Origin of the sequence: Microbacterium sp. zg-YB36 (assembly GCF_024623575.2) — a bacterium.
Classification (GTDB): Bacteria; Actinomycetota; Actinomycetes; order Actinomycetales; family Microbacteriaceae; genus Microbacterium.
Map to the genome: position 1 here is coordinate 16,243 of NZ_JANJFD020000011.1, position 21,762 is coordinate 38,004.

A 21,762-nucleotide genomic window follows, 5' to 3' on the forward strand; every position below is an offset into this window, starting at 1 on the left:
CCGAGCCTACGCGGTTGCGGGTCGTGCCTGCCCGGTGGGACGGCGACGAGTGGCCTTCTCGACCGCTTCATCGGCCTCGACCGCGGCGGCGAGCCCGGCGTCCTCACGGCGGCGCGGCACCTCGACCGGCGGCCGCGGCGACACCGGTCGCTCACTGCTGGACAGCCACTGCGGACGCGGCGGCAGGTGCGTGATGTCCTTGAAGATCTCGGCCAGCTCGATGTGGTCGAGGGTCTCCTTCTCCAGCAGCGCCAGCGCGAGCTTGTCGAGCACGTCGCGGTTCTCGTTGATCACCTGGTACGCCTCGTTGTGCGCCTGCTCGATCAGGTCCCGCACCTGCATGTCGACGCGCTCGGCGACCGACTCCGAGAAGTCGCGGCCGTGCCCCATGTCTCGCCCGAGGAACATCTCACCGGATGCCGCTCCCAGCTTCACCGGGCCGACCTCGGTGGTCATGCCGTACTCGGTGACCATCTTGCGGGCGATGCTCGTCGCCTTCTCGATGTCGTTGGAGGCGCCGGTGGTGGGGTCGTGGAAGATGACCTCCTCGGCGACGCGGCCACCCATCGCGTAGGCGAGCTGGTCCTGCAGCTCGTTGCGCGTGATGGAGTACTTGTCGTCCAGCGGCAGCACCATCGTGTAGCCGAGAGCCTTGCCGCGCGGCAGGATCGTGACCTTGGTCACCGGATCGGTGTGGTTCATCGCCGCCGCCGTCAGGGCGTGGCCGCCCTCGTGGTACGCGGTGATGAGCTTTTCCTTGTCCTTCATCACGCGGGTACGCCGCTGCGGGCCGGCGATCACGCGGTCAATGGCCTCGTCGAGGGCCCGCATGTCGATCAGCTGCGCGTTGGAGCGCGCCGTCAGCAGCGCGGCCTCGTTGAGCACGTTCGCCAGATCCGCGCCCGTGAACCCGGGCGTCTTGCGCGCGACGACCTCGAGGTCGACCGAGTCGGCGAGCGGCTTGCCGCGCCCGTGCACTTCGAGGATCTTCAGTCGGCCCTTGAGGTCGGGGGCATCCACACCGATCTGCCGGTCGAAGCGGCCGGGGCGCAGCAGCGCGGGGTCGAGGATGTCGGGGCGGTTGGTGGCCGCGATGACGATGACGTTCGCCTTGGGGTCGAAGCCGTCCATCTCGACGAGCATCTGGTTGAGCGTCTGCTCGCGCTCGTCGTGACCGCCGCCGAGTCCGGCACCGCGGTGACGACCGACGGCATCGATCTCGTCGATGAAGATGATCGCGGGGGCGTTCTCCTTGGCCTGCGTGAACAGATCACGCACGCGGCTGGCGCCGACGCCGACGAACATCTCGACGAAGTCCGAACCCGAGATCGAGTAGAACGGCACGCCCGCTTCACCGGCGACGGCGCGGGCGAGCAGGGTCTTGCCGGTTCCGGGAGGACCGTACAGCAGCACGCCCTTGGGGATGCGGGCGCCGACGGCCTGGAAGCGGGCCGGGTCCTTCAGGAAGTCCTTGATCTCCTGCATCTCCTCGATCGCCTCGTCGGCGCCCGCGACGTCCTGGAACGTGACGGTGGGAGTCTCCTTGGTGACCAGCTTGGCGCGCGACTTGCCGAACTGCATCACCTTGCCGCCGCCGCCCTGGGCAGACGACAGCAGGAACCAGAACAGCAGACCCAGCAGCAGAATCGGCAGGAACAGCGAGATGAAGCCGTCGAACCAGGTCGCACGCGGCACGGCGTCGTTGAAGCCGTCCTTGGGCTCGGCGGCATCGATCGCGCTGATGACCTCGTCGGCACGGGCCTCGACGTAGTAGAACTGCACGTCGGTCGCCCCGTCGTGGGGTTCGGACAGCGTCATGTCCACTCGTTGGTCGCCGTCGGTGTTGAGCACCTCGGTGACCGTGCCGCCCTTGAGCAGCTCCAAGCCCTCTTGGGTCGTGATCTGCTTCGCCCCGCCGAGGCTGGAGATGAGCGAGAACCCGACCAGCAGCAGCACGCCGACCAGCAGAATGTAGATCAGCGGGTTGCGAGTGATCTTCTTGAAGTCCATGGTGCGGGCCGACGCCCGATCCCTTTCGTCGGAGAGCAACCCGTGCACAGGGACGGGCGACAGGGAATCAGGCTACCGCGCCGCGCCACGGACGATCTGTGCATTCGCCCAGGGCTGAATAGGGGGGTGCTCAGGCGTAGACGTGCGGGGCGAGCACCGCGACGTCGCGCAGGTTGCGGTAGCGCTCGGCGTAGTCCAGGCCATAACCCACGACGAACTCGTTCGGGATGTCGAAGCCGACGTAGCGGCAGTCGATCTCGACCTTGGCCGCTTCCGGCTTGCGCAGCAGCGCCAGCACCTCGATGGACTCCGCCCCGCGGGAGGCGAAGTTCTCCAGCAGCCAGCTGAGGGTGAGACCGGAGTCGATGATGTCCTCGACGATCAGCACGTGCTTGCCGTGCAGGTCGGTGTCGAGGTCCTTGCGGATCTGCACGACGCCGCTGGACTTCGTGCCGGCACCGTAGGAGGACACCGCCATCCAGTCCATCGTGATGTCGCTCTGCAGCGACCGGGCCAAGTCGGCCATGACCATGACCGCTCCCTTGAGCACGCCCACCAGCAGCAGGTCCTTGCCGGCGTAGTCCTCATCGACCTGCGCCGCGAGCTGGTCGAGCTTCTCCCGGATCTGCTCCTCGGTGACGAGGATGGTCGAAAGCTGGTCCGAGATGTCAGCTGCACGCATGGGTCAAGTGTAGGTATCCGCCGGACCCGCCGTGAACTCGACCAGACCGTCGCGGCGACGGGCGCGGCATCCTGGGAGGTCGATCGGTCCCTGACCGGACCAATCGGTGACCAGCCGCGCCACCTCGAGGGTCTGCGTGCGGGTGAGGGAGACCCCGAATTCGCTGGCCACGACGTGGCGGATGATGCGGTGGCGCAGCGCCGGCGGGTTCGCGGCCAGCGCCGCGACCGACACCGCGATGCCCGCCTCGGCCGGCTGCACGATGTCTTCGATCGTCTCGTCGATCATCTCGGCGAAGGCCTCGGCGTCTTCGCGCAGCTGCTCGGCGGTGCGGGCGAGCGCCTCGGCGACGCCGGGGCCGAGCTCAGCCTCGAGCATCGGCAGCACCCGCTCACGCACTCGCACGCGGGCGAACCGGGTGTCGGAGTTGTGCGGGTCCTGCCACGGCGTCAGCCCGATCGCTTCGCACGCCGCCCGCACCGTCTCGCGGCGCACCGCCAGCAGCGGGCGCAGCCACAGCACCCCGGTCGCCTCGTCGCGGCGGGCGGGCGCCATGGCGGCCAGGCTCGCCGCACCCGACCCGCGGGCAAGGCCCAGCAGCACGGTCTCGGCCTGGTCGTCGAGGGTGTGCCCGAGCAGCACAGCCGCGGCGCCCTGCGCCGCCTGCGCAAGGGCACGGTAACGGGCGTCGCGGGCTGCGGCCTCGGGGCCGCCGGGTCCGTCGACGGTGACGGCGACCACCGTGGCGTCGATGCCCAGCGCGGCTGCCGCGCGCGCGGCATCCGCTGCCGTCTCAGCCGAGCCGTCCTGCAAGCCGTGGTCGACGGTGACGCTGCGCACCGTCAGCCCGAGCTTCGGTGCCTCGAACGCGGTGGCCGCGACCAGCGCCAGCGAATCGGCGCCGCCGGAGAGGGCAACCACGACGGTGCCGGACCCGGCGAACGGCTGCAGTGCGGCGCGCACGGCACGGCGGATCTCGGCGACGGCGGGGCTGAGGGACGGCACGCGACAACGGTAGCCGCCCCACGCCGTGCACAACGTCGCCAAACCGGGCCGCGCAGTCCCCACGGGGGCGGTTTCCGGCGGCCCCGGCGCCGGATCAGCGACGTTGTGCACGCCGGATCGGGTCACAACTCAGGAAAACCGCCCCGTCGGGGCCCCACCAGGCCGCGGCACCCCGGTTTCTTCCTGAGTTATGGTCCGACGCGCCCGCGACTAGGCTGGTCGCCGCATCCCACCCCTGTCTTGAAGGAGCACCAGCTATGGGCGCGTACGACGCCGTCATCGAGATCCCGCGCGGCAGCCGCGTGAAGTACGAGGTCGACCACGGCACCGGCCGGGTGTACCTGGACCGCGTGCTGTTCACCCCGATGGGCTACCCCGCCAACTACGGGTTCTTCGAGAACACCCTCGGCGAGGACGGCGACCCGCTGGATGTCCTCGTGCTGCTGGACCGCGACCTGTACCCCGGCGTCATGGCGAAGGTGCGCCCCGTCGGCGTCCTGAAGATGAGCGACGAAGCAGGCGGCGACGACAAGGTCGTCGCGGTGCTCGCGAAGGACCCGCGCTGGGCGCACGTCCAGGACGTGTCCGACCTCGACGAGTGGACCAAGGGCGAGATCAACCACTTCTTCGAGCACTACAAGGACCTGGAGCCCGGCAAGTGGGTCAAGGTCGACGAGTGGGCGGATGCCGCAGAGGCAGAGCGACTCGTGGCCGAATCGTTCGTGCGGTTCCAGGAGCACGACGAGCAGACCCGCACGCAGGGTGAGGGCGAAGCGCCCAAGACCGTCTGACGGCGAGCGTTGTGAAGGGCGGGTGCTGCGGCATCCGCCCTTCGTCGTTTGCTAGACCGAGACGCCGCGGGCGCGCAAGAACGGTGCCGGATCGCGCCGCACCCCGTCGTCATACACCTCGAAGTGGAGGTGGCAGCCCGACGAGACCCCGGTGTTGCCCGCGTACGCGATGACCTGGCCGGCTCCGACGTTCTGACCGACGCCCACGGCGAAGCCCTGCGGGCGGATGTGCGCGTAGCCGGTGACGATGCCGCCGCCGTGGTCGATCTTGACGTAGTTGCCCCAACCGCCATAGCTGAATGACGCGTGGATCACACGGCCGGCCGCTGCGGCGTAGATCTGCGAGCCACAGCCGTTCGCAAAGTCGATGCCGCGGTGGCCGCTTCCGCTGCAGCCGCTGTCGGAGCAGATGCTGTCACGACCGCCGAACCCCGAGCTGATCCATCCGCCGTGCGGGCGTACCCAGCCCTGACCGCCACCGGATCCGCCGGGTGCAGCACCGCCGCCACCGCCACCGCCACCGCCGCCACCACCGCCACCGCCACCGCCACCGGCGTTGTTCTTGGCAGCCTCTTCGGCGGCCCTGCGTTCGGCTTCTATCTTCGCGAGTCGCTCGCGCTCGAGACGGGCCAGGCGTTCGGCCTCGACGCCGGCCTGGTAACCGGCGACGGTCTGCGCGGTGGTGTCCCGCAGCGCCGCGAGCTGTGCCTGCAGTGTCGCCTGGTGCTCGGTCTGCAGCGCGAGTGCCGCCTGCGCGGCTTCGGCGGCAGCCTGCGCCTGCACCATCTTCATCTCGGCCTCGGACTTGAGGCGGTCACGTTCTTCGCGGGCGACGGATGCCTGATCGCTCAGGCTCTGCGCGTTGTCGCGGGCACTGACGGCGTCGGTGTAGACGGCCTGGTTCGCGGCGAGGAGCTTGTCCATCGTGCCGAGCCGGGCCAGCAGGTCGTCGGCCGTTGCGGCCGAGCCCGAGAAGAACAGTTGGAGCGAGGTGTCGCCGCCGCCGTTGCGGTACAGCTGCGCGGCGACCTGGCCGGCCTTCTGCGCCGCCTCCAGTGCCCGAGCCTCTTCGGCATCCGCCTGCGCCTGCAGTGACTCGGCGCGATCCACAGCGGCTTCGAACGCCTCCTGTGCTGCCTGGTACTCCAGGCCCAGGCGCTCGGCCTCGGCCTGCTTGTGTGCGACGTCGGCCGTGAGGTCGCTGATGAGCTTCTCGATGCGCGTGATCTCGGCGTTCTTGGCCGCCTCGTTCTGCTTCGCGCGCTGCACGTCGTCCCACGAGGGGTAACTTGCGGCGAAGGCGGCGGGCACGAACGGTGCGGCGAGCGCGCTGGCAGCGACCAGGCCGAAGGCGCCGACCGTCAGGACGCCGCGGCGGGTGATGCCGCTGGCAAGCGCACGCTGCTCAGCCGGGGTTGGGGCGCAGCCGCAGTCTTCGGGGGTTTCCTTGCGCGGGAAACGCACGCGGCACCTCATCTCTTCGCCTCGTCGGGGGAACCAAGGCGTATTCACAGTAGCAACAACAGCCCCATCTGCAACGTTGAGCAGGGGTTTTCTGCGGCCGGACCAGGCTGCCTCTCGGCCCATCGTGGGCCCTCGACTCCCTCGGCACGCGGAGGACGCGCCCTCGATTGGTGTTTTGCCCCAGCAATGCTTATGCTTGGTCGTCGGTAAGCATGAGCACCGGGTTCGTCCCAACGGGCTCACTCGGCCCCATCGTTTAGCGGCCTAGGACGCCGCCCTTTCACGGCGGTAGCACGGGTTCGAATCCCGTTGGGGTCACACCTACAATTGAATATGCATGGCCCTGTAGCGCAGTTGGTTAGCGTGCCGCCCTGTCACGGCGGAGGTCGCGGGTTCAAGTCCCGTCAGGGTCGCTCCACAGCGACGGGCCCTCTTTCGAGAGGGCCTCTCGTGTCGGACGCGGCAGTCATCGCACCGCCGCGCGGCTCTGTAGCTCAGTTGGTAGAGCGCACGACTGAAAATCGTGAGGTCACGGGATCGACGCCCGTCGGAGCCACTGGCCCTTCTTCCAGGCTTCTACTGGGAGGGGGGCCTTTGACGTTAACGCCCGGATGCCGCGACGAAGCCATCGGGTGAGGTTTTTCCGCACGCACGTCGTCGAGACCCTAGGCTCGCCTCGAGCGCGGCACTGGGGTCGGCGCTCGAAAGGCGGCGACGATGGCCACCTCCCGGCATGCGGCGAGGGCTAAGCGAGCGAACCCACGCCGTCGCGCGGCGGCGCTGATCGCCGTGCTGGCGGTCGCCGGCATCGCCGTGGTCGCCGCAGTCGTGATCCCGCCGCTCACGGCGGCGGGCCGCCCTGCACCGCCGAGCACGCCGGCGCCCCCGCGGGCCACCGCCGCTCCGCCGCCGCCGGCCCTGACCTCCGCCGAGCAGTTGCTGTCCGCAACCGAGGACCCCGGCGCCTGCGCTGTCACGTTCCAGCTCGACATCAACCCGCCCGATCCGCTGCTGGTCACCCAGGGCCAGCTGTACGGCGCGCTGCCCATTCCACGGCGCGATGGTGCCGTGTTCGCCGGCTGGTACCCGACGGCAGCGGATGCCGCGGCGCACGCGGCATCCGCACGCATCAACGGTTCGAAGCTCGCTACCTGCACCGATCGTCAGCGCACCCTGTTCGGCGCGTGGATGGCACCCGACGATGTCGCCGCCGAGGACACCGCAGTCCCGATCCTGATGTACCACCAGTTCACGACGAACCCCGAGGGCGAAGACGACTGGCTGCGACTGAACTACGCGTACATCGGCGACTTCCAGGCGCACATGGACTACATCGCGGCGGGCGGCTTCTACCTGCCCACCTGGGATGAGCTCAGTGCCTTCATCGACGGGGTCCTGTACCTGCCCGCCCGGTCGGTGATCATCACCGACGACGATGCCCACCACACCTGGCTCGAACTGGCAGCCCCGATCATCGAGTCGAAGGGGTTGCTGACGACGTCCTTCGTCATCACGAAGTTCCGCTCCGAGCCGGCACCCAACCCCTACGTGCTCCAGCGCTCCCACACGCACGACATGCACGAGGCCGGCGGCAACGGTCAGGGCCGCATCGTCAACTGGTCGGCGGCCGAGATCGCCGCCGACCTGGAAACCTCCGCACAGATCCTGGGCGCGAAAGAAGTGGTGGCCTACCCGTTCGGCCATTACAACGACACCGCGAAAGAGGGGCTGCGCCAGGCGGGATTCGACCTGGCCCGCACGATCGAGCAGGGATACGTGCGCCCCGGCACTGACAAGCTGGCCCTCCCCTGCATCCGCATCAACTACGGGATGACCGTGGACGACCTCAGGCAGCTCATCGACTGACGGGCTACCCTGGGACGACCCGACCGCCCGACGACAGGACGCCGATGGATCTGACGATCATCGTCCCGACCTATAACGAAGGTCCGAACGTCGTCGAACTCCTCGCCCGCATCGGCGCGGTCATGGGAGAGCGGGACTTCGAAGTGCTGTTCGTCGACGACTCCACCGACGACACCCCGGCCATCGTGCGGGCAGCCGCCGCTGCTTCCCCCTTCCCCGTCCGGATGCTTCATCGCGCCGAGCCCATCGCCGGCCTCGGCGGCGCGGTCGTCGAGGGGTTCCGCCACGCGCAGTCGCGATGGTGCCTCGTCATGGACGGCGATCTGCAGCACCCGCCGGAGACCATCCCGGCGCTGCTCGAGCGCGCCGAGGCGGGCGGCGTCGACGTGGTGATCGCGTCGCGCTATGCCAGCGGCGGCACGTCGAAGGGACTGGCGGATGCCACGCGGACGGCGGTATCCCGGGCATCGACGCTGCTGACCAAGGCGATGTTCCCCCGCAAGCTCCACGGCTGCTCCGACCCGATGACGGGATTCTTCCTCATCGACCGCGAGGGGTTCGACGTCGAGGCACTGCGCCCCCGCGGATTCAAGATCCTGCTCGAGGTACTCGCCCGCCGGCAGCTGCGCACCGCCGAAGTGCCGTTCAACTTCGCCGAGCGTCATGCCGGCGCGTCCAAGGCATCCTTCAGGCAGGGCGTACGCTTCCTCACCCAGCTGACGATGCTGCGCTTCGGACGGATGTCGGCGTTTGCCCTGGTGGGCGGGTTCGGCGCGATCGTGAACCTCGTGATCATGTGGGGACTCATCCGCCTGGGCGTCGAGTACGTCGTCGCGGCGGTCATCGCCAGCGAGCTGACGATCATCGGCAACTTCCTGCTGCTGGAGTACCTCGTCTTCGCCGACATGCGGTCCGAATCCGGCCGCATGCGGCACCGATTCGTCCAGTCCTTCCTGTTCAACAACCTCGAAGCGGTCATCCGCATCCCGATCATGTGGATGCTGGTGGAGAGCACGAACATCCCGAGCGTGCTGGCTGCAGCCCTGACACTGGTGGCCGCGTTCGTCGTGCGCTTCGTGTTCCACGCGCTCGTCGTCTACGCACCGAAGCGCACGACGGTCGTCGCTGTCACGCCCGACCGCCCTGCCGTAGGCGTCCGCGCCGAGCCCTGAGGCACCGAGCGGACGCCCAGCCGTCCGGCCCTAGGCTGGCGGGATGACTGTTCAGCCCTCCACCCTCACCGTGTTCGGCGCCGACTGGTGCCGCGACTGCCGCCGCACCAAGTCGCAGCTGGACGCCCTCGGCGTCGGCTACGAGTACATCGACCTCGAGACCGACCCGGCCGCCGCCGACGTCGCCCGCGAGATCTCGGGACGCACCAACATCCCCGTCGTGGTGTACCCCGACGCCACTCACCACGTCGAGCCCAGCAACGACGACGTCGAAGCCAAGCTGCGCGAACTCTCGCTGATCTGACCCCTACACTGCCCCCATGGGCTCTGTCGCGGCATCCGCCGATCTGACCCGGAGCACGATCGCCCGCTACGCGGTGGGCTCGATCGGCACGGGCGGCTTCGCCACGCTGCCGGGGCTGGTGCTGACGTACTACCTCACCGACAGCCTCGGGGTCACCGCGGTGCTCGCCGGCGTGATCGTCGCTGCCGCGAAGATCTGGGACGTGCTCATCGACCCCGTCATTGGCGCGCTCACCGACCGTGACCTCGCCCGCCACGGCTCGCGCCGCCGGCTGATGGCCGTCGGTGCGCTCGCGCTGCCGGTGCTGTTCGCGCTGACCTTCGCCGCACCGCCGCAGCTGGGCCCGACCCTCGGCGCCTTGTGGGTGCTGGTCGCGTTCGTCGCGACGGCCACGGCGTTCAGCCTGTTCCAGGTGCCCTACATCGCCCTGCCGGCCGAGCTCACCGGCGACTACGACGCCCGCACCACCCTGCTGACCTGGCGCGTGGTGGTGCTGACCTTCGCGATCCTGCTGTTCGGTGCCGGCGGCCCGCTGCTGCGCGGCGTGACCGGCGACCCGACCACCGGCTACCTCCTGATGGGGATCGTCGCGGGGGTCGTCATCGGTGCCGGCATGCTCGTGGCAACCGGAGTCGCCGGCCGCACCCGCACTCGCCGCTCTGCGATGGCTGCCGGCGGCACGTCGGCGGCGGAGCAGGCCGCACTGACCTCCCCCACCTTCAGCGGGCACGCCGAGCAGGCGATCGGCAAGGACGCCACCACGCCCGCCGGCGGCATCCGCGACAATTTCCGCTCCGCCTACGAGGCGCTGCGCCGCAGCGCGCCGTTCCGGGCGCTGCTGGCGACGTTCTGCCTGCAGGCGCTGGCCACCGGCATGATGCTCGCCGGCGCGCAGTACCTGGCGACCTGGGTGCTGCGATCCGAGGATGCCGTCACGCTGCTGTTCGTCGCACTGATCGCCCCCGCGCTGCTCGCCGCCCCCGGGTGGGGACGCATCGCGCGCCGCATCGGCAAGGAGCGCGCGTTCGTGTTCGCGAGCGTGCTGTTCGCCGCCGCGGCGCTGACCACGATCGGCGCGATGTGGGCGCCGGGCGCCTGGATCTACGGCCCGGTCGGCGTCGCCGGCATCGCCTACGCGGGCATGCAGTCGCTGCCGATGGCGATGCTCCCCGACGTCATCGCGCACGACGCGAGCCGCCACGGACCCGGCCGGGCCGGAGCGTTCGGCGGCGTGTGGACGGCGGGCGAGACCGCCGGCTTCGCGCTGGGCGCGACGACCCTGTCGATCGTGCTGGCCGTCACGGGCTACGTCGAGCGCACCGCCGGGCAGAGCGTCACCCAGCCGGATGCCGCCGTCGACGGCATCGTGCTGAGCTTCAGCGTGATTCCCGCCGCGCTGGTGGCGCTGAGCCTGGTCACCCTCACCCGGTACCGGCTGCGCCGCAGCGACATCGAGTCCGCCGGCACGCCTGCGGTCCCCGCCTAAACTGGACCTCCCGATCCGAAGGAGTGCTCCCGTGGCATCCATCGCCTCCCCCGCCGCTGCCTCCGCACTCGCCGACGCCGAACGGGCGAAGCTGGATGCCGCGATCGAGGACCTCCGCACCGGCACCCGGGTGTGGACGGGCCTCACGATCGGGCAGCGCCGCACGCTGCTGCGCCGCATCCGCGCCGCCGTGGTGGCCGTCGCGGAGGAATGGGCCGACGTCGCCGCGACGTCCAAGGGCCTGGAGCCGGGACATCCGCTGCGGGGCGAGGAGTGGCTCTCCGGACCGTATGCCGCACTCGTCGCGCTCGACGCCTACGCCGACACGCTCGGCGCGCTCGCCCGCGGCGCGAGTCCGCTCGACGGGCTGAAGATCGACGAGGCACCGGGCGGCCGGGTGCGCGTGCACGTGCTGCCGATCGCGCCGATCGACCGGCTGCTGCTGTCGGGGTACACCGGCGAGGTGTGGCTGCAGCCGGGGGTCTCGGCCGCCGACGCGGTGCGCACGGCGGGGCTGGGGCAGCTCGCGCGCGGGGAATCGGGCGGCGTGGGACTGGTGCTCGGGGCCGGCAACGTCACGGCGATCCCGTTCCTGGACGTGCTGTACGAGCTGCTCGCGTTCAACCGGGTCTCGCTGCTGAAGGTCAACCCGACCCAGGATGTCCTCGTGCCGGTGTTCGAGCGCGCCCTCGCGCCGCTGATCGGGCCCGGGATGCTGCGCATCGTCCGAGGCGGTGGTGACGTGGGCGGGTACCTGACGACGCACCCAGACATCGACCACGTGCACATCACCGGGTCGGTCACGACGTTCGACGCGATCGTGTGGGGCCGGGGTGCGGATGCCGCCGCCCGGCGCTCGGCGGGTGAGCCGCAGCTGACCACACCCATCACGGCGGAGCTGGGCGGGGTGTCCCCCATCATCGTCGTGCCGGGCGAGTGGTCCGACGCCGACCTGCGCTTCCACGCCGAGCACGTCGTGACGATGCGCCTGTACAACAGCGGCCACAACTGCATCGCCGGCCAGCTGATGCTGCTCAGCTCCGACTGGCCGCAGCGCGAGGCGTTCCTCGCGGCGCTGCGCACCGCATACGACGCGGCGCCCCGGCGCTCGGTCTGGTACCCGAACGGCCAGGCAAGCGTGGCTGCCGCGGCATCCGCGTATCCCGGCGCCGAACTCAGCGATGACGGCACCCGCCTGCTGGTGCACGCGCAGGGGGAGGATGCCGCGGCGATCGAGACCACGGAGTACTTCGCCCCCGTGCTCGGGGTCGTCGAGCTGCCCGGTGTCGGGCAGGAGTTCGTCGACGCCGCCGTCGCGCATGCGAACGACCGGCTCACCGGCACGCTCGGGGCGAATGTCCTCGTAGACCCGGTCGTGCAGACGGCGCTGGGCGACGGGTTCGAGCGCGCCATGGCGCAGCTGCGCTACGGGACCATCGCGATCAACGCGTGGACGGCGCTGGGCTTTCTCACCCCGACCTGCACGTGGGGCGCGTTCCCCGGCGGCACGCTCGCCGACGCCCCCAGCGGCATCGGCGTCGTGCACAACGCGCGACTGCTGGATCGGGTCGAGCGCAGCGTCGTGCGCGGGCCATTCCGCCCGTTCCCGGCGTCGCTGTCGGCCGGCAACCTTGCCGCGGGCGGCCGGCCGTCGGTGCTGCCGAAGCCGCCGTGGTTCGTCACCGCCCGCACCGGGGCCGCCGTGAGCGAGGGCCTGACGCGGTTCCGCATGGACGGCAACCCCGCGCGCCTGTCGGTGACGCTGCTGCAGGCCTTCGGCGCGTAGCGCCGCCCCGCTCCCCTCGCTCCCCCGCCCCCAACGCCCCCGCTGCCTGCTGTTCGGTCGTCCCATTCGACCCTTCCTATCGCCGCTGCGGGCTCTATCGTGACGACCGAACCACGTGCGCCGGCGCTCGGTCGCCGCATCCGCACCCGTCGGGTGCCCGCACTGGGGCATTCGCGTCGACCGAACGGCCGCGCACCAGCACGCACGCAAGCTGGTGCGCCTCCTCCACAGGCCCCGATCGCGCGGAGTCATCCCCCGATCGGCCAGTGACGCGCACGCCGGCCCGCGACCATCGGCACGGTGGATGGATGCCGCAACGCACACCCCTCCCCTCCGAACTCGGCGACGCCTTCACCGTTGCCCAGGCCGCGGCCCTCGGCGTTACCCGCAAGCGACTGACCCGGCCGGACCTCGCCCATCCGTTCCACGGCGTCCGGATGCGGCCGGCTGCAGGCGTCCCGGATGCCGGCTTGTTCGCCTCCCGGCGCGCCGAGCTGTGCGCCCGGGTCAGGGCGTACGCGCTCGTGATGCCCGAGGAGGCGTTCCTCTGTCTGGGCACGGCCGCGGTGCTCCACGGGTATCCCCTACGCCTGCCGGCATACGCCCCCATCGAGGTGGCGGTGCATCATCCCGGGCGCGCACCCCGTGGCCGTGGCGTCAATGGTCACGCCGTGCGGCCATCGCTCGCGCATGTGAACGCGGTCGACGGCATCCGCGTCACGTCCCCCGCGACGACCTGGGCCATGCTGGGCGCTCGTCTCGACCTCGCCGAGCTCGTGGCCTTCGGCGACGCGATGGTCCGAGTGCCGCGCCATCCCGGTGGGTTCCGTCCACCCAGCGGGCCACCGCTGGCAACGATCGAGCAGCTCGCCGCAGCATCCGTGGCGGGGCGTCGTGTCGGCGTGGATCGGCTGCGCCAGGCGCTTCCGCTGGTGCGCACCGGGAGTTCTTCGCCTGCGGAGACGAAGACGCGGCTCATGCTGGTGAACGGCGGGCTGCCCGAGCCGCAACTCGACGTCGACGTGTACGACGCACACGGGCGATGGCTCGGATGCAGCGAAATCGCGTACCCGGCGTACCGCGTCGCCGTTGAGTACGAGGGGACCACCACCGCACGTCGCGCGAGCAGTGGAACCGGGACATCGAGAAGTACCAGGCCTACGCCGAGGCGGGGTGGCGCGTGGTCCGGCTGACGCACGAAATGGTCGACCGCCATCCACGTGAGGTGGTGCGTCAGGTGGCTGCCGCACTGCGAGCCGCGGGTTGGCGCGGCTGACCGACGGCATCCGGTCGTCACGAACGTCCCCGCAGGCGCCGCGAACGGGGGCGGATGCGACGCCCCGACGGCCCGCGACCTCGCTCGGTCGTCACGAACGGACCCAACGCCGCCCGCCACGGGACGGATGCGACGACCGAACCACCCCGGCGGTGGCGCGAGACTCAGTCGAAGCGCTGCCCGGCGCTCACGACTGTGACGCCTCCGCATACGCCGGGAATCCAGCCCCGCCCGACGCCACCGCATCCGCGACCCCTGCGAACCGGTCGGTCGCGGCGCGCAGCGCGGCGGCGATCCCGGGTTCGGAGGCGGAGTGCCCGGCGTCCGGAACTACGACGAACTCGGCCTCCGGCCACGCCCGGCGCAGATCCCACGCCGTCATCATCGGCGTGCAGACGTCGTACCGGCCCTGCACGATGACGCCCGGAATGTGGCGGATCGCCCCGGCATCCGCGATCAGCTGCCCCTCGCGCAGCCAGCCGCGGTTGAGGAAGTAGTGGTTCTCGATGCGCGCGAAAGCGGTGGCATCGGCGGGGTCGGACATCGACGCGACGAGCTCCTCGTCGGGTCGCAACGTCACCGTCGATGCCTCCCAGCGCGACCACGCGACCCCCGCCGGCACGTGCACGGCCGGATCGGGGTCACTCAGTCGCCGGTGGTACGCCTCGATGAGGTGCGCCCGCTCGAGCACCGGGATCGGCGCGATGAACTCCTCCCACAGATCCGGGAAGATCGAGGACGCGCCGCCCTCATAGAACCACTCCAGCTCGCAGGCGCGCAGCGTGAAGATGCCCCGCAGCACCAGTTCGCTCACCGCGGCCGGATGCGCCTGGGCGTAGGCCAGCGCGAGCGTGCTGCCCCACGATCCGCCGAACACCATCCACCGGGCGATGCCGAGGCTGCGTCGCAGCAGGTCGATGTCGGCGACCAGATGCCACGTGGTGTTGTGACGAAGGTCGGCATCCGGGCTGCTCGCGTGCGGCGTGCTGCGTCCGCAGCCGCGCTGATCGAACAGGATGATGCGGTAGACCTCGGGGTCGAAGAACCGCCGCTGCCAGGGTGACGTGCCGCCACCGGGTCCACCGTGGAGGAACACGACGGGCTTGCCATCGGGGTTGCCCGACTGCTCCCAGTACATGCGATTGCCTTCGCCCACCAGCAGCTCGCCGGTTTCATACGGCTCGATGGGTGGGTAGAGGATGCCGTCGAGGTGCGCGATGTCGCTCACAATTCCGATCCTGATGCAGAGAAGGTGTCGCACGACTGGGCGCCGTGCTGGTAGCCGGTGTCGAACCAGCGTTGACGTTGCTCGCTGGAGCCGTGGGTCCAGCTCTCGGGATTCACCGTGCCGCCGGATTGCCGCTGGATGTTGTCGTCGCCGACGGCTGCCGCTGCCCCCAGGGCATCGCGGATCTCGGTCTCGGTCGGTGCCTGCATGAACGGCACGCCGTTCTCATCGACCTGCCGGGGAAGGTCGGCCACCCACGCGCCGGCGAGGCAGTCCGCCTGCAGCTCGATGCGCACGCCGTTGCTGTCGGGGCCGCTGTCGCCCGGCGGGTAGCGGTCGAAGATGCCGGTGATCTGCTGCACGTGGTGCCCGTACTCGTGGGCGAGCACGTACAGCTGCGCGAGGGGCCCTGCGGTCGTGCCGAACTGTTCGCGCAGGATGCCGAAGAACGTCGGGTCGACGTAGACGGTCTCCTCCGACGGGCAGTAGAAGGGGCCGGTGGCGTTGGATGCCGTGCCGCACGCAGTCGGCGTCGACCCGTCCACCACGATCAGCTGCGGCTGGCGGTAGCCGTCCAGCTCCGCCGCCCAGAACTGGTCGAGGTTCAGCGATGCGGCGGCCAGGCGGCAGTCGTCTCTCGCGTTCGCGTCGGCGCCGCTGTCGCAGTTCTCGATCGCGGACTCCTCCGCCGCCCCGCCGGCGCCGGCCCCGCCCAGCAGGCTGGTGAAGTCCTGGCCGGTGAAGATGCTCAGCAGCAGCACCGCGATGCCGCCGATGCCGGCGATGCCCCCTCCGACGATGGCGCCGCCGCGGCCACGGCGCTTGGCCGTGTTGCCGCCGACTCGGGCGTTGTCGTTGAACGTCACGCCTCACAAGGTACCGTTCCGCGCCCGGGAAACCGGGGTGCCGGACCGCGATCGCCCGGGTCCGGTACACTGACCGCCCCTCCGTGCACCTCTAGGCTCAAGGAATGGATGCCACCCCCGTCACCGTGACCATCACCGGCGCCGGAGGGCAGATCGGCTACGCACTGCTGTTCCGCATCGCCGCGGGCGACATGCTGGGTCCGGATCAGCCGGTGCGGCTGCGGCTGCTGGAGATCCCGCAGGGGGTGCGCGCCGCCGAAGGCGCCGCGCTCGAACTGCAGGACTGCGCCTTCGCCCTGCTGCAGGACGTCGAGGTGACCGACGACCCGGCCGTCGCGTTCGCGGGTGCGAACCGCGTGCTGCTCGTGGGGTCCCGGCCCCGGGCGGCGGGCATGGAGCGCGCCGACCTGCTGGCCGCCAACGCCGGCATCTTCGCGCCGCAAGGTGCGGCGATCGCGCAGCACGCCGCCGCCGATGTGCGCGTGCTGACGGTGGGCAACCCCGCCAATACCAATGCCATGGTCGCGGCCGCCGCCGCCGCCGGCGTCCCGGCCGAGCGCTTCAGTGCGCTGACCCGGCTCGATCACGACCGAGCGGTCGGCCAGCTGTCCGCTGCGCTCCAGGTCACGCCGACGACCCTCCAGGCCGTGATCATCTGGGGCAACCACTCCAGTACCCAGTTCCCCGACGTCTCGCACGCCACCGTCGCCGGACGCCCGGTGTTCGACGCGCTGGCGGAGCAGCTGGGCGGGACGGATGCCGCGGCATCGTGGCTCGACGACGTGTTCATTCCGCGGGTGGCGCGGCGCGGGGCGGAGATCATCGAAGTACGAGGGTCGTCGTCGGTCGCGTCGGCGGCCAACGCCGCGATCTCGCACGTGCGCGACGAGGCGCTCGGCACGCACTCGGGTTGGACGTCGGCGGCACTCGTGTCGCGCGGGGAGTACGGGGTGCCCGAGGGACTGGTCTGCTCGTTCCCGGTGACCAGCGACGGGTCCGGTTACCGCGTCGTCGAGGGACTCGAGCTCGACGACCGGGCCAGAGCACGACTGGCGGCATCGGTGGCCGAACTCGCGGCGGAGCGCGACGCGGTGCGGGAGCTCGGCGCGATCTGACCGGTCGCGGGTCAGGCGGCGACGTACGCCCGCAGGTGCTGGGCGGTGAGGCTGTCGCCACGCTGCACCAGCTCGGTCGGGGTGCCTTCGAACACGATCGTCCCGCCGTCGTGGCCGGCACCGGGACCGAGGTCGACGATCCAGTCGGCGTGCGCCATCACCGCCTGGTGGTGCTCGATCACGACGACGGAGTTGCCGGCATCCACCAGCCGGTCGAGCATGCCCAGCAGATTGTCGACGTCGGCCAGGTGCAGGCCGGTGGTCGGCTCGTCGAGCACGTAGACCGCGCCCTTCTTGGCCATGCTGATCGCGAGCTTCAGCCGCTGCCGCTCGCCGCCGGAGAGGGTGTTCAGCCGCTGCCCGAGGGTCAGGTACGACAGTCCCACATCGACCATGCGGGCCAGCGTGGTGTGAGCAGGCCCTGTGGCGAAGAAGGATGCCGCCTCGGCCACCGGCATCGACAGCACCTCGTCGATGTTCTTGCCGTCCAGGCGATACTCCAGCACCTCGTCGGTGAACCGGCGCCCCTCGCACACCTCGCAGACCGTCTCGACGGTGGACATGAAGCCCAGCTCGGTGATGATGACCCCGAGGCCCTTGCACACCGGGCAGGCGCCCTCGGAGTTCGCGCTGAACAGCGCCGGCTTCACGCCGTTGGCCTTCGCGAAGGCGGTGCGGATGACATCGAGTACGCCGGTGTAGGTGGCCGGGTTGCTGCGGCGCGACCCGCGGATGGCCGATTGGTCGACCACGACCACATCGTTGAACGCAGGGAGGTTCCCATGGATGAGCGATGACTTGCCCGACCCGGCGACGCCGGTGACGACGGTGAGCACTCCGGTGGGGATGTCGACATCGACGCCGCGCAGATTGTGCTGCGTCGCGCCGCGGATCGGCATCGTGCCGCGGTGGGGGCGGACGGAGTCCTTCAGTCGGGCGCGGTGATCCAGGTGCCGCCCGGTCACGGTGTCCGAGGCTCGCAGTCCTGCGACGTCGCCGCGATACATGATCGCGCCGCCGTTGCGCCCGGCCCCCGGGCCGAGATCCACGACGTAGTCGGCGATCTCGATGACCTCGGGTTTGTGTTCGACGACCAGCACGGTGTTTCCCTTGTCGCGCAGGCGCAGCAGCAGCGCGTTCATGCGCTGGATGTCGTGGGGGTGCAGCCCCGCCGTCGGCTCGTCGAAGACGTAGGTCACGTCGGTGAGCGCCGAGCCGAGGTGGCGGATCATCCGCGTGCGCTGCGCTTCGCCGCCGGACAGCGTGCCCGAGGCGCGATCGAGCGAGAGGTAGCCGAGCCCGATCTCGACGAACGAATCGATCGTGTGGCGCAGTCCCGCGATGAGCGGCGCCACACTCGGGTCGTCGATGGTGCGCAGCCACTCGGAGAGATCGGTGATCTGCATCGCCGCGGCATCCGCGATGCTCACCCCGTCGATCGTGGACGACCGCGCCGCCTCGCTCAGCCGGGTGCCCCCGCACTCGGGGCACGGCGTGAACTTCACTGCTCGGTCCACGAACGCCCGGATGTGCGGCTGCAGCGCGTCACGATCCTTCTGCAGGAAGCTCTTGGTCATCTTCGGGATGAGCCCCTCGTAGGTCATGTTGATCCCCTGGATCTTGACCTTGGTGGGCTCTTTGTAGAGGAAGTCGTGCCGTTCCGCCTCGGTGTAGTCCTGGATCTTCTTGTCGGCGTCGATGAAGCCCGACTCGGTGAAAGCGCGCACCATCCAGCCGTCGACGCTGTAGCCGGGGACGGTCATCGCCCCCTCGGCCAGCGACTTGGTGCGGTCGAACAGCTCGTCCAGATCGATGTCGCTGACCTCGCCGGTGCCCTCGCAGCGGGGGCACATACCGCCGGTGACGGTGTACTCGCGCTTCACCGCCTTCTTGTCGCCCACTTTGATGGCGCCCGCCCCCGTGACCGACGGCACGTTGAAGGAGTAGGCCTGCGATGAGCCGATGTGCGGGAGGGCGAGCCGGCTGTAAAGGATCCGCAGCATCGCATGAGCGTCGGTGGCGGTGCCCACCGTGGAGCGGGAGTTGCCGCCCATCCGCTCCTGGTCGACCAGGATCGCGGTGGTCAGCCCCTCCAGGAAGTCGACGTCGGGCCGCGGGAGGGTGGGCATGAAGCCCTGCACGAACGTGCTGTAGGTCTCGTTGATGAGCCGCTGCGACTCGGCGGCGATCGTGCCGAACACCAGCGACGACTTGCCCGACCCGCTGACGCCGGTGAAGACGGTCAGCCGGCGCTTGGGCAGGTCGATGGTGACGTCCTGCAGGTTGTTCTCGCGCGCGCCGATGACGCGGATGATGTCGTGGGTGTCGGGGTCGCTGGCGGACTCGACGGCGTTGGCGGTCATGGCGATCCCTTCCGTTGCGCATCTCAGCATGCCCCCTTCTGCGGACATCCGCAGTCCTCGATATCGTGCAGGCATCGCAACCGCACGCGAGGGGAGGTGCGCATGGATGCCGTCATCGTGCTGGCCATCCTGGGGGTCGTCGTCATCGCCGTGGCGACCGGCCTGGCCCCGCGGCTGAACATCGCCGGTCCCCTGCTGCTCGTGATCGCAGGACTCGGGGTGAGCCTGCTGCCGTTCGTGCCCGCGGTGGAGGTGGATCCGGAGATCATCCTCGTCGGCATCCTGCCGCCGCTGCTGTACTCCGCGGCGGTGTCGCTGCCGGCGATCGAATTCCGCCGCGACTTCGGGCCCATCGCGGGGCTGTCGGTCGTGCTCGTGGTGATCAGCTCGGTCGTGCTCGGGCTGTTCTTCACGTGGGCGATCCCGGACCTGGGGCTGCTGCAGGCGATCGCGCTGGGGGCGATCCTCAGCCCGACGGATGCCGTGGCCACCTCCATCGTCAAGCGTCTTGGGCTCTCACCCCGCGTGGTGACGATGCTCGAGGGCGAGAGCCTGCTCAACGATGCGACCTCGCTCGTGCTGCTGCGCACCGCCGTCGCCGCCGTCGCCACCGGCGGCGCGGTTGCGGCGGGCGAGTTCGCCGGCGCCTTCGCGTGGGGCGTGCTGGTCGCGCTGGCCGTGGGGGCGCTGGTGGGTCTGCTGAGCCTGCGCTTTCGCACCTGGGTCGGCCACTCCGCCGCCAACACCGCCGTCGGTTTCGCCGTGCCCTTCGCCGCCTACCTTCCCACCGAGCACCTGGGCGGGTCGGGCCTGGTCGCGGCGGTCGTCGCGGGGATCGTCACGGGGCAGGGCTCGGCGCGGTGGCTCACCGCCGAGCAGCGACTGTCGGCCACGCTCAACTGGCGCACGATCGAACTCGTCCTCGAGGGTGCGGTGTTCCTCATCATGGGTCTGGAGCTCAAGGACATCTGGCGCGAGAATGTCGCTCTGCACGATGGTCCGCTGCGCGCCGCTTGGCTGGCACTCGCGGCGCTCGGCATCGTGCTGGTCGTGCGAACCGGCTACGTCGCGCTGCTGGTGCAGCTGCAGGGGCGCCGCGCGCGCCACAAGCAGCGGGAGCGGCTCGACCGGTTCGGCGCCCGGATCGAAGCCATCGACCCGCAGCAGGGCGACACCGGCACGCCGCCCCACCGCGCGGCCTTCACCGAGCGGCGCATCGCGGCGCTGCGACGGCGGCTGCGGCGCGCGTTCGCCGACCTGGACTACTACCAGTCCTCGCCGCTGGGCTGGAAGCACGGCGCGATCATCGTCTGGGCAGGCATGCGCGGCGTCGTGACCCTCGCGGCGGCGCAGACCCTCCCCCGCGACACCCCCGCCCGGGAACTGCTCATCCTCACCGCGTTCCTCGTGGCGGTGATCAGCCTGCTCGTGCAGGGCTTCACTCTCCCCGCCTTCGCCCGCCTGCTGCGGATCCCGCCGGAAAGCGACGAGCTGACGAGGGACGAACAGGACCGCATCGACGGCGAGCTGCGCGAAGCGGCGATGATCGCGCTCTCTCACCCCGACCTGCGGCGCCGCGACGGCACGCCGTTTCCCGCCGACCTGGTCGAGCGGGTGGGCGGGAGCCTTGCCGATCCCCCCGACGAGGAGGAGACCGTCGCGCACCGGGAGGCGCTGGAACTGCGGCTGGCTCTCATCCGGGCGATGCGCGTGCGACTGGTGTCGCTGTCGAACAGCGGGCTCAGCTCCGCGGCGCTGCGCCACTCGCTGGCCGAACTCGACGCCGACGAACTGAGCCTGCGACTGCGGCTGGACGACGACGACTAGGGTCCGCCCGCCGGCTGCGGGACAATAGTGGGGAGCAAGGAGCCGCCATGACCGATGCCACGCCACAGGATGCCGCCGGGTACCGCGCCCCCGCAGACTATGCGGAGTCGATCGCGCTGCCGACCGAGCCGGGCGAGGTGCCCCCTGCCTTCCGCGACCTGGAGCAGTCGCGCGACTGGTGGCTGGCCCGGCCCGCCGGTTCCCGCCTGGTGGGGCTCGTGGTCGCCCGCGACGACATGCCCTCCATCGTGCGTCAGCGCGATGAGCTCTCCCGCTTCGGCGTGCCGATCGAAGGTTTCCGCCACCCCGCACCCGAGACGATGGAGACCTGGCAGGAGCGCCTCACCCGGCTGTTCGGCCGGCTCTCCGGCGGCGACGTGGTGGTCGTCGCCACCGTGCACGCGCTCGGTCGCAACGTCGACGAGGAGGCCCGCACGATCGCGGAGCTGCGCCGTCGCGGCGTCATCGTCAAAGTGCTGTCGCACACCGCCGACACCGGGGCGGTGCCTCTGCCCTGACGG

17 protein-coding genes and 3 tRNA genes are annotated in these 21,762 nt (G+C 70.4%); 13 read left to right on the top strand and 7 right to left on the bottom strand.

Translation table 11 applies throughout. The features are described from left to right. Nucleotides 1–6 precede the first annotated feature (6 nt). From ftsH to tilS, 3 genes are all read right to left on the bottom strand, one after another. The gene (gene ftsH / locus NQ151_RS14695) at nt 7–2,010 is read right to left on the bottom strand and encodes an ATP-dependent zinc metalloprotease FtsH (protein ID WP_257508876.1); all 2,004 of its coding nucleotides are present in this window, start codon (nt 2,008–2,010) and stop codon (nt 7–9) included. 130 nt (nt 2,011–2,140) lie between these two features. After that, the gene (gene hpt / locus NQ151_RS14700) at nt 2,141–2,692 is read right to left on the bottom strand and encodes a hypoxanthine phosphoribosyltransferase (protein WP_257508875.1); all 552 of its coding nucleotides are present in this window, start codon (nt 2,690–2,692) and stop codon (nt 2,141–2,143) included. 3 nt (nt 2,693–2,695) lie between these two features. Continuing rightward, nucleotides 2,696–3,697, bottom strand: a complete 1,002-nt coding sequence (gene tilS / locus NQ151_RS14705) for a tRNA lysidine(34) synthetase TilS (protein WP_257528554.1) — start codon at nt 3,695–3,697, stop codon at nt 2,696–2,698. 257 nt (nt 3,698–3,954) lie between these two features. Here tilS and NQ151_RS14710 point away from each other — a divergent pair, with 257 nt between their 5' ends. After that, a complete protein-coding gene (locus NQ151_RS14710) occupies nt 3,955–4,488 on the top strand; it encodes an inorganic diphosphatase (protein WP_257508874.1) in 534 nt (177 codons plus the stop codon). A gap of 51 nt (nt 4,489–4,539) precedes the next feature. Here NQ151_RS14710 and NQ151_RS14715 read toward each other — a convergent pair whose 3' ends face one another. Beyond that, nucleotides 4,540–5,952, bottom strand: a complete 1,413-nt coding sequence (locus NQ151_RS14715; protein WP_257528555.1) for a peptidoglycan DD-metalloendopeptidase family protein — start codon at nt 5,950–5,952, stop codon at nt 4,540–4,542. Nucleotides 5,953–6,197: 245 nt separating this feature from the next. On the opposite strand from NQ151_RS14715, the gene NQ151_RS14720 reads away from it, so the two are divergent. The 9 genes from NQ151_RS14720 (at nt 6,198) to NQ151_RS14760 (ending at nt 13,759) form a co-directional block, all read left to right on the top strand. Then, a tRNA-Glu gene (locus NQ151_RS14720) sits at nt 6,198–6,270 on the top strand. A gap of 21 nt (nt 6,271–6,291) precedes the next feature. Beyond that, nucleotides 6,292–6,365: transfer RNA gene (locus NQ151_RS14725), tRNA-Asp, on the top strand. A 70-nt stretch (nt 6,366–6,435) separates the two neighbouring features. Next, nucleotides 6,436–6,508: transfer RNA gene (locus NQ151_RS14730), tRNA-Phe, on the top strand. 161 nt (nt 6,509–6,669) lie between these two features. After that, on the top strand, nt 6,670–7,818 hold the full coding sequence (locus tag NQ151_RS14735) for a polysaccharide deacetylase family protein (RefSeq protein WP_257528556.1): 1,149 nt from the start codon (nt 6,670–6,672) through the stop codon (nt 7,816–7,818). Between the two features lie 44 nt (nt 7,819–7,862). Further along, nucleotides 7,863–8,990, top strand: a complete 1,128-nt coding sequence (locus tag NQ151_RS14740) for a glycosyltransferase (protein WP_257528557.1) — start codon at nt 7,863–7,865, stop codon at nt 8,988–8,990. Nucleotides 8,991–9,033: 43 nt separating this feature from the next. Then, on the top strand, nt 9,034–9,294 hold the full coding sequence (locus tag NQ151_RS14745) for a glutaredoxin family protein (protein WP_257528558.1): 261 nt from the start codon (nt 9,034–9,036) through the stop codon (nt 9,292–9,294). A gap of 16 nt (nt 9,295–9,310) precedes the next feature. Further along, a complete protein-coding gene (locus NQ151_RS14750; protein ID WP_257528559.1) occupies nt 9,311–10,780 on the top strand; it encodes an MFS transporter in 1,470 nt (489 codons plus the stop codon). A gap of 31 nt (nt 10,781–10,811) precedes the next feature. After that, the gene (locus NQ151_RS14755; RefSeq protein ID WP_257528560.1) at nt 10,812–12,566 is read left to right on the top strand and encodes an aldehyde dehydrogenase family protein; all 1,755 of its coding nucleotides are present in this window, start codon (nt 10,812–10,814) and stop codon (nt 12,564–12,566) included. Nucleotides 12,567–12,874: 308 nt separating this feature from the next. Further along, nucleotides 12,875–13,759: a hypothetical protein gene (locus NQ151_RS14760; protein WP_257528561.1), complete on the top strand. Its 885-nt coding sequence runs from the start codon at nt 12,875–12,877 to the stop codon at nt 13,757–13,759. Between the two features lie 270 nt (nt 13,760–14,029). On the opposite strand, the gene pip is transcribed toward NQ151_RS14760, so the two are convergent. Both pip and ypfJ read right to left on the bottom strand, forming a co-directional pair. Then, nucleotides 14,030–15,070, bottom strand: coding sequence for a prolyl aminopeptidase (gene pip, locus NQ151_RS14765; RefSeq protein WP_257528562.1), 1,041 nt, complete (start codon nt 15,068–15,070; stop codon nt 14,030–14,032). Then, entirely contained in the window at nt 15,067–15,936 is an 870-nt protein-coding gene (gene ypfJ / locus NQ151_RS14770; protein ID WP_257508866.1) for a KPN_02809 family neutral zinc metallopeptidase, read from the bottom strand. The genes pip and ypfJ overlap by 4 nt, the downstream gene beginning before the upstream one ends. A 104-nt stretch (nt 15,937–16,040) precedes the next feature. On the opposite strand from ypfJ, the gene NQ151_RS14775 reads away from it, so the two are divergent. Then, a complete protein-coding gene (locus NQ151_RS14775) occupies nt 16,041–17,051 on the top strand; it encodes a malate dehydrogenase (RefSeq protein ID WP_257528563.1) in 1,011 nt (336 codons plus the stop codon). A gap of 11 nt (nt 17,052–17,062) precedes the next feature. Here NQ151_RS14775 and NQ151_RS14780 read toward each other — a convergent pair whose 3' ends face one another. Then, the gene (locus NQ151_RS14780; RefSeq protein WP_257528564.1) at nt 17,063–19,414 is read right to left on the bottom strand and encodes an ATP-binding cassette domain-containing protein; all 2,352 of its coding nucleotides are present in this window, start codon (nt 19,412–19,414) and stop codon (nt 17,063–17,065) included. Nucleotides 19,415–19,516: 102 nt separating this feature from the next. On the opposite strand from NQ151_RS14780, the gene NQ151_RS14785 reads away from it, so the two are divergent. Both NQ151_RS14785 and NQ151_RS14790 read left to right on the top strand, forming a co-directional pair. Next, nucleotides 19,517–21,241 (top strand): cation:proton antiporter, encoded by a 1,725-nt coding sequence (locus NQ151_RS14785; RefSeq protein ID WP_257508863.1) that lies wholly within the window; start codon nt 19,517–19,519, stop codon nt 21,239–21,241. Nucleotides 21,242–21,288: 47 nt separating this feature from the next. Beyond that, nucleotides 21,289–21,759, top strand: coding sequence for a recombinase family protein (locus tag NQ151_RS14790; protein WP_257508862.1), 471 nt, complete (start codon nt 21,289–21,291; stop codon nt 21,757–21,759). The last annotated feature ends 3 nt before the right edge of the window (nt 21,760–21,762 follow it).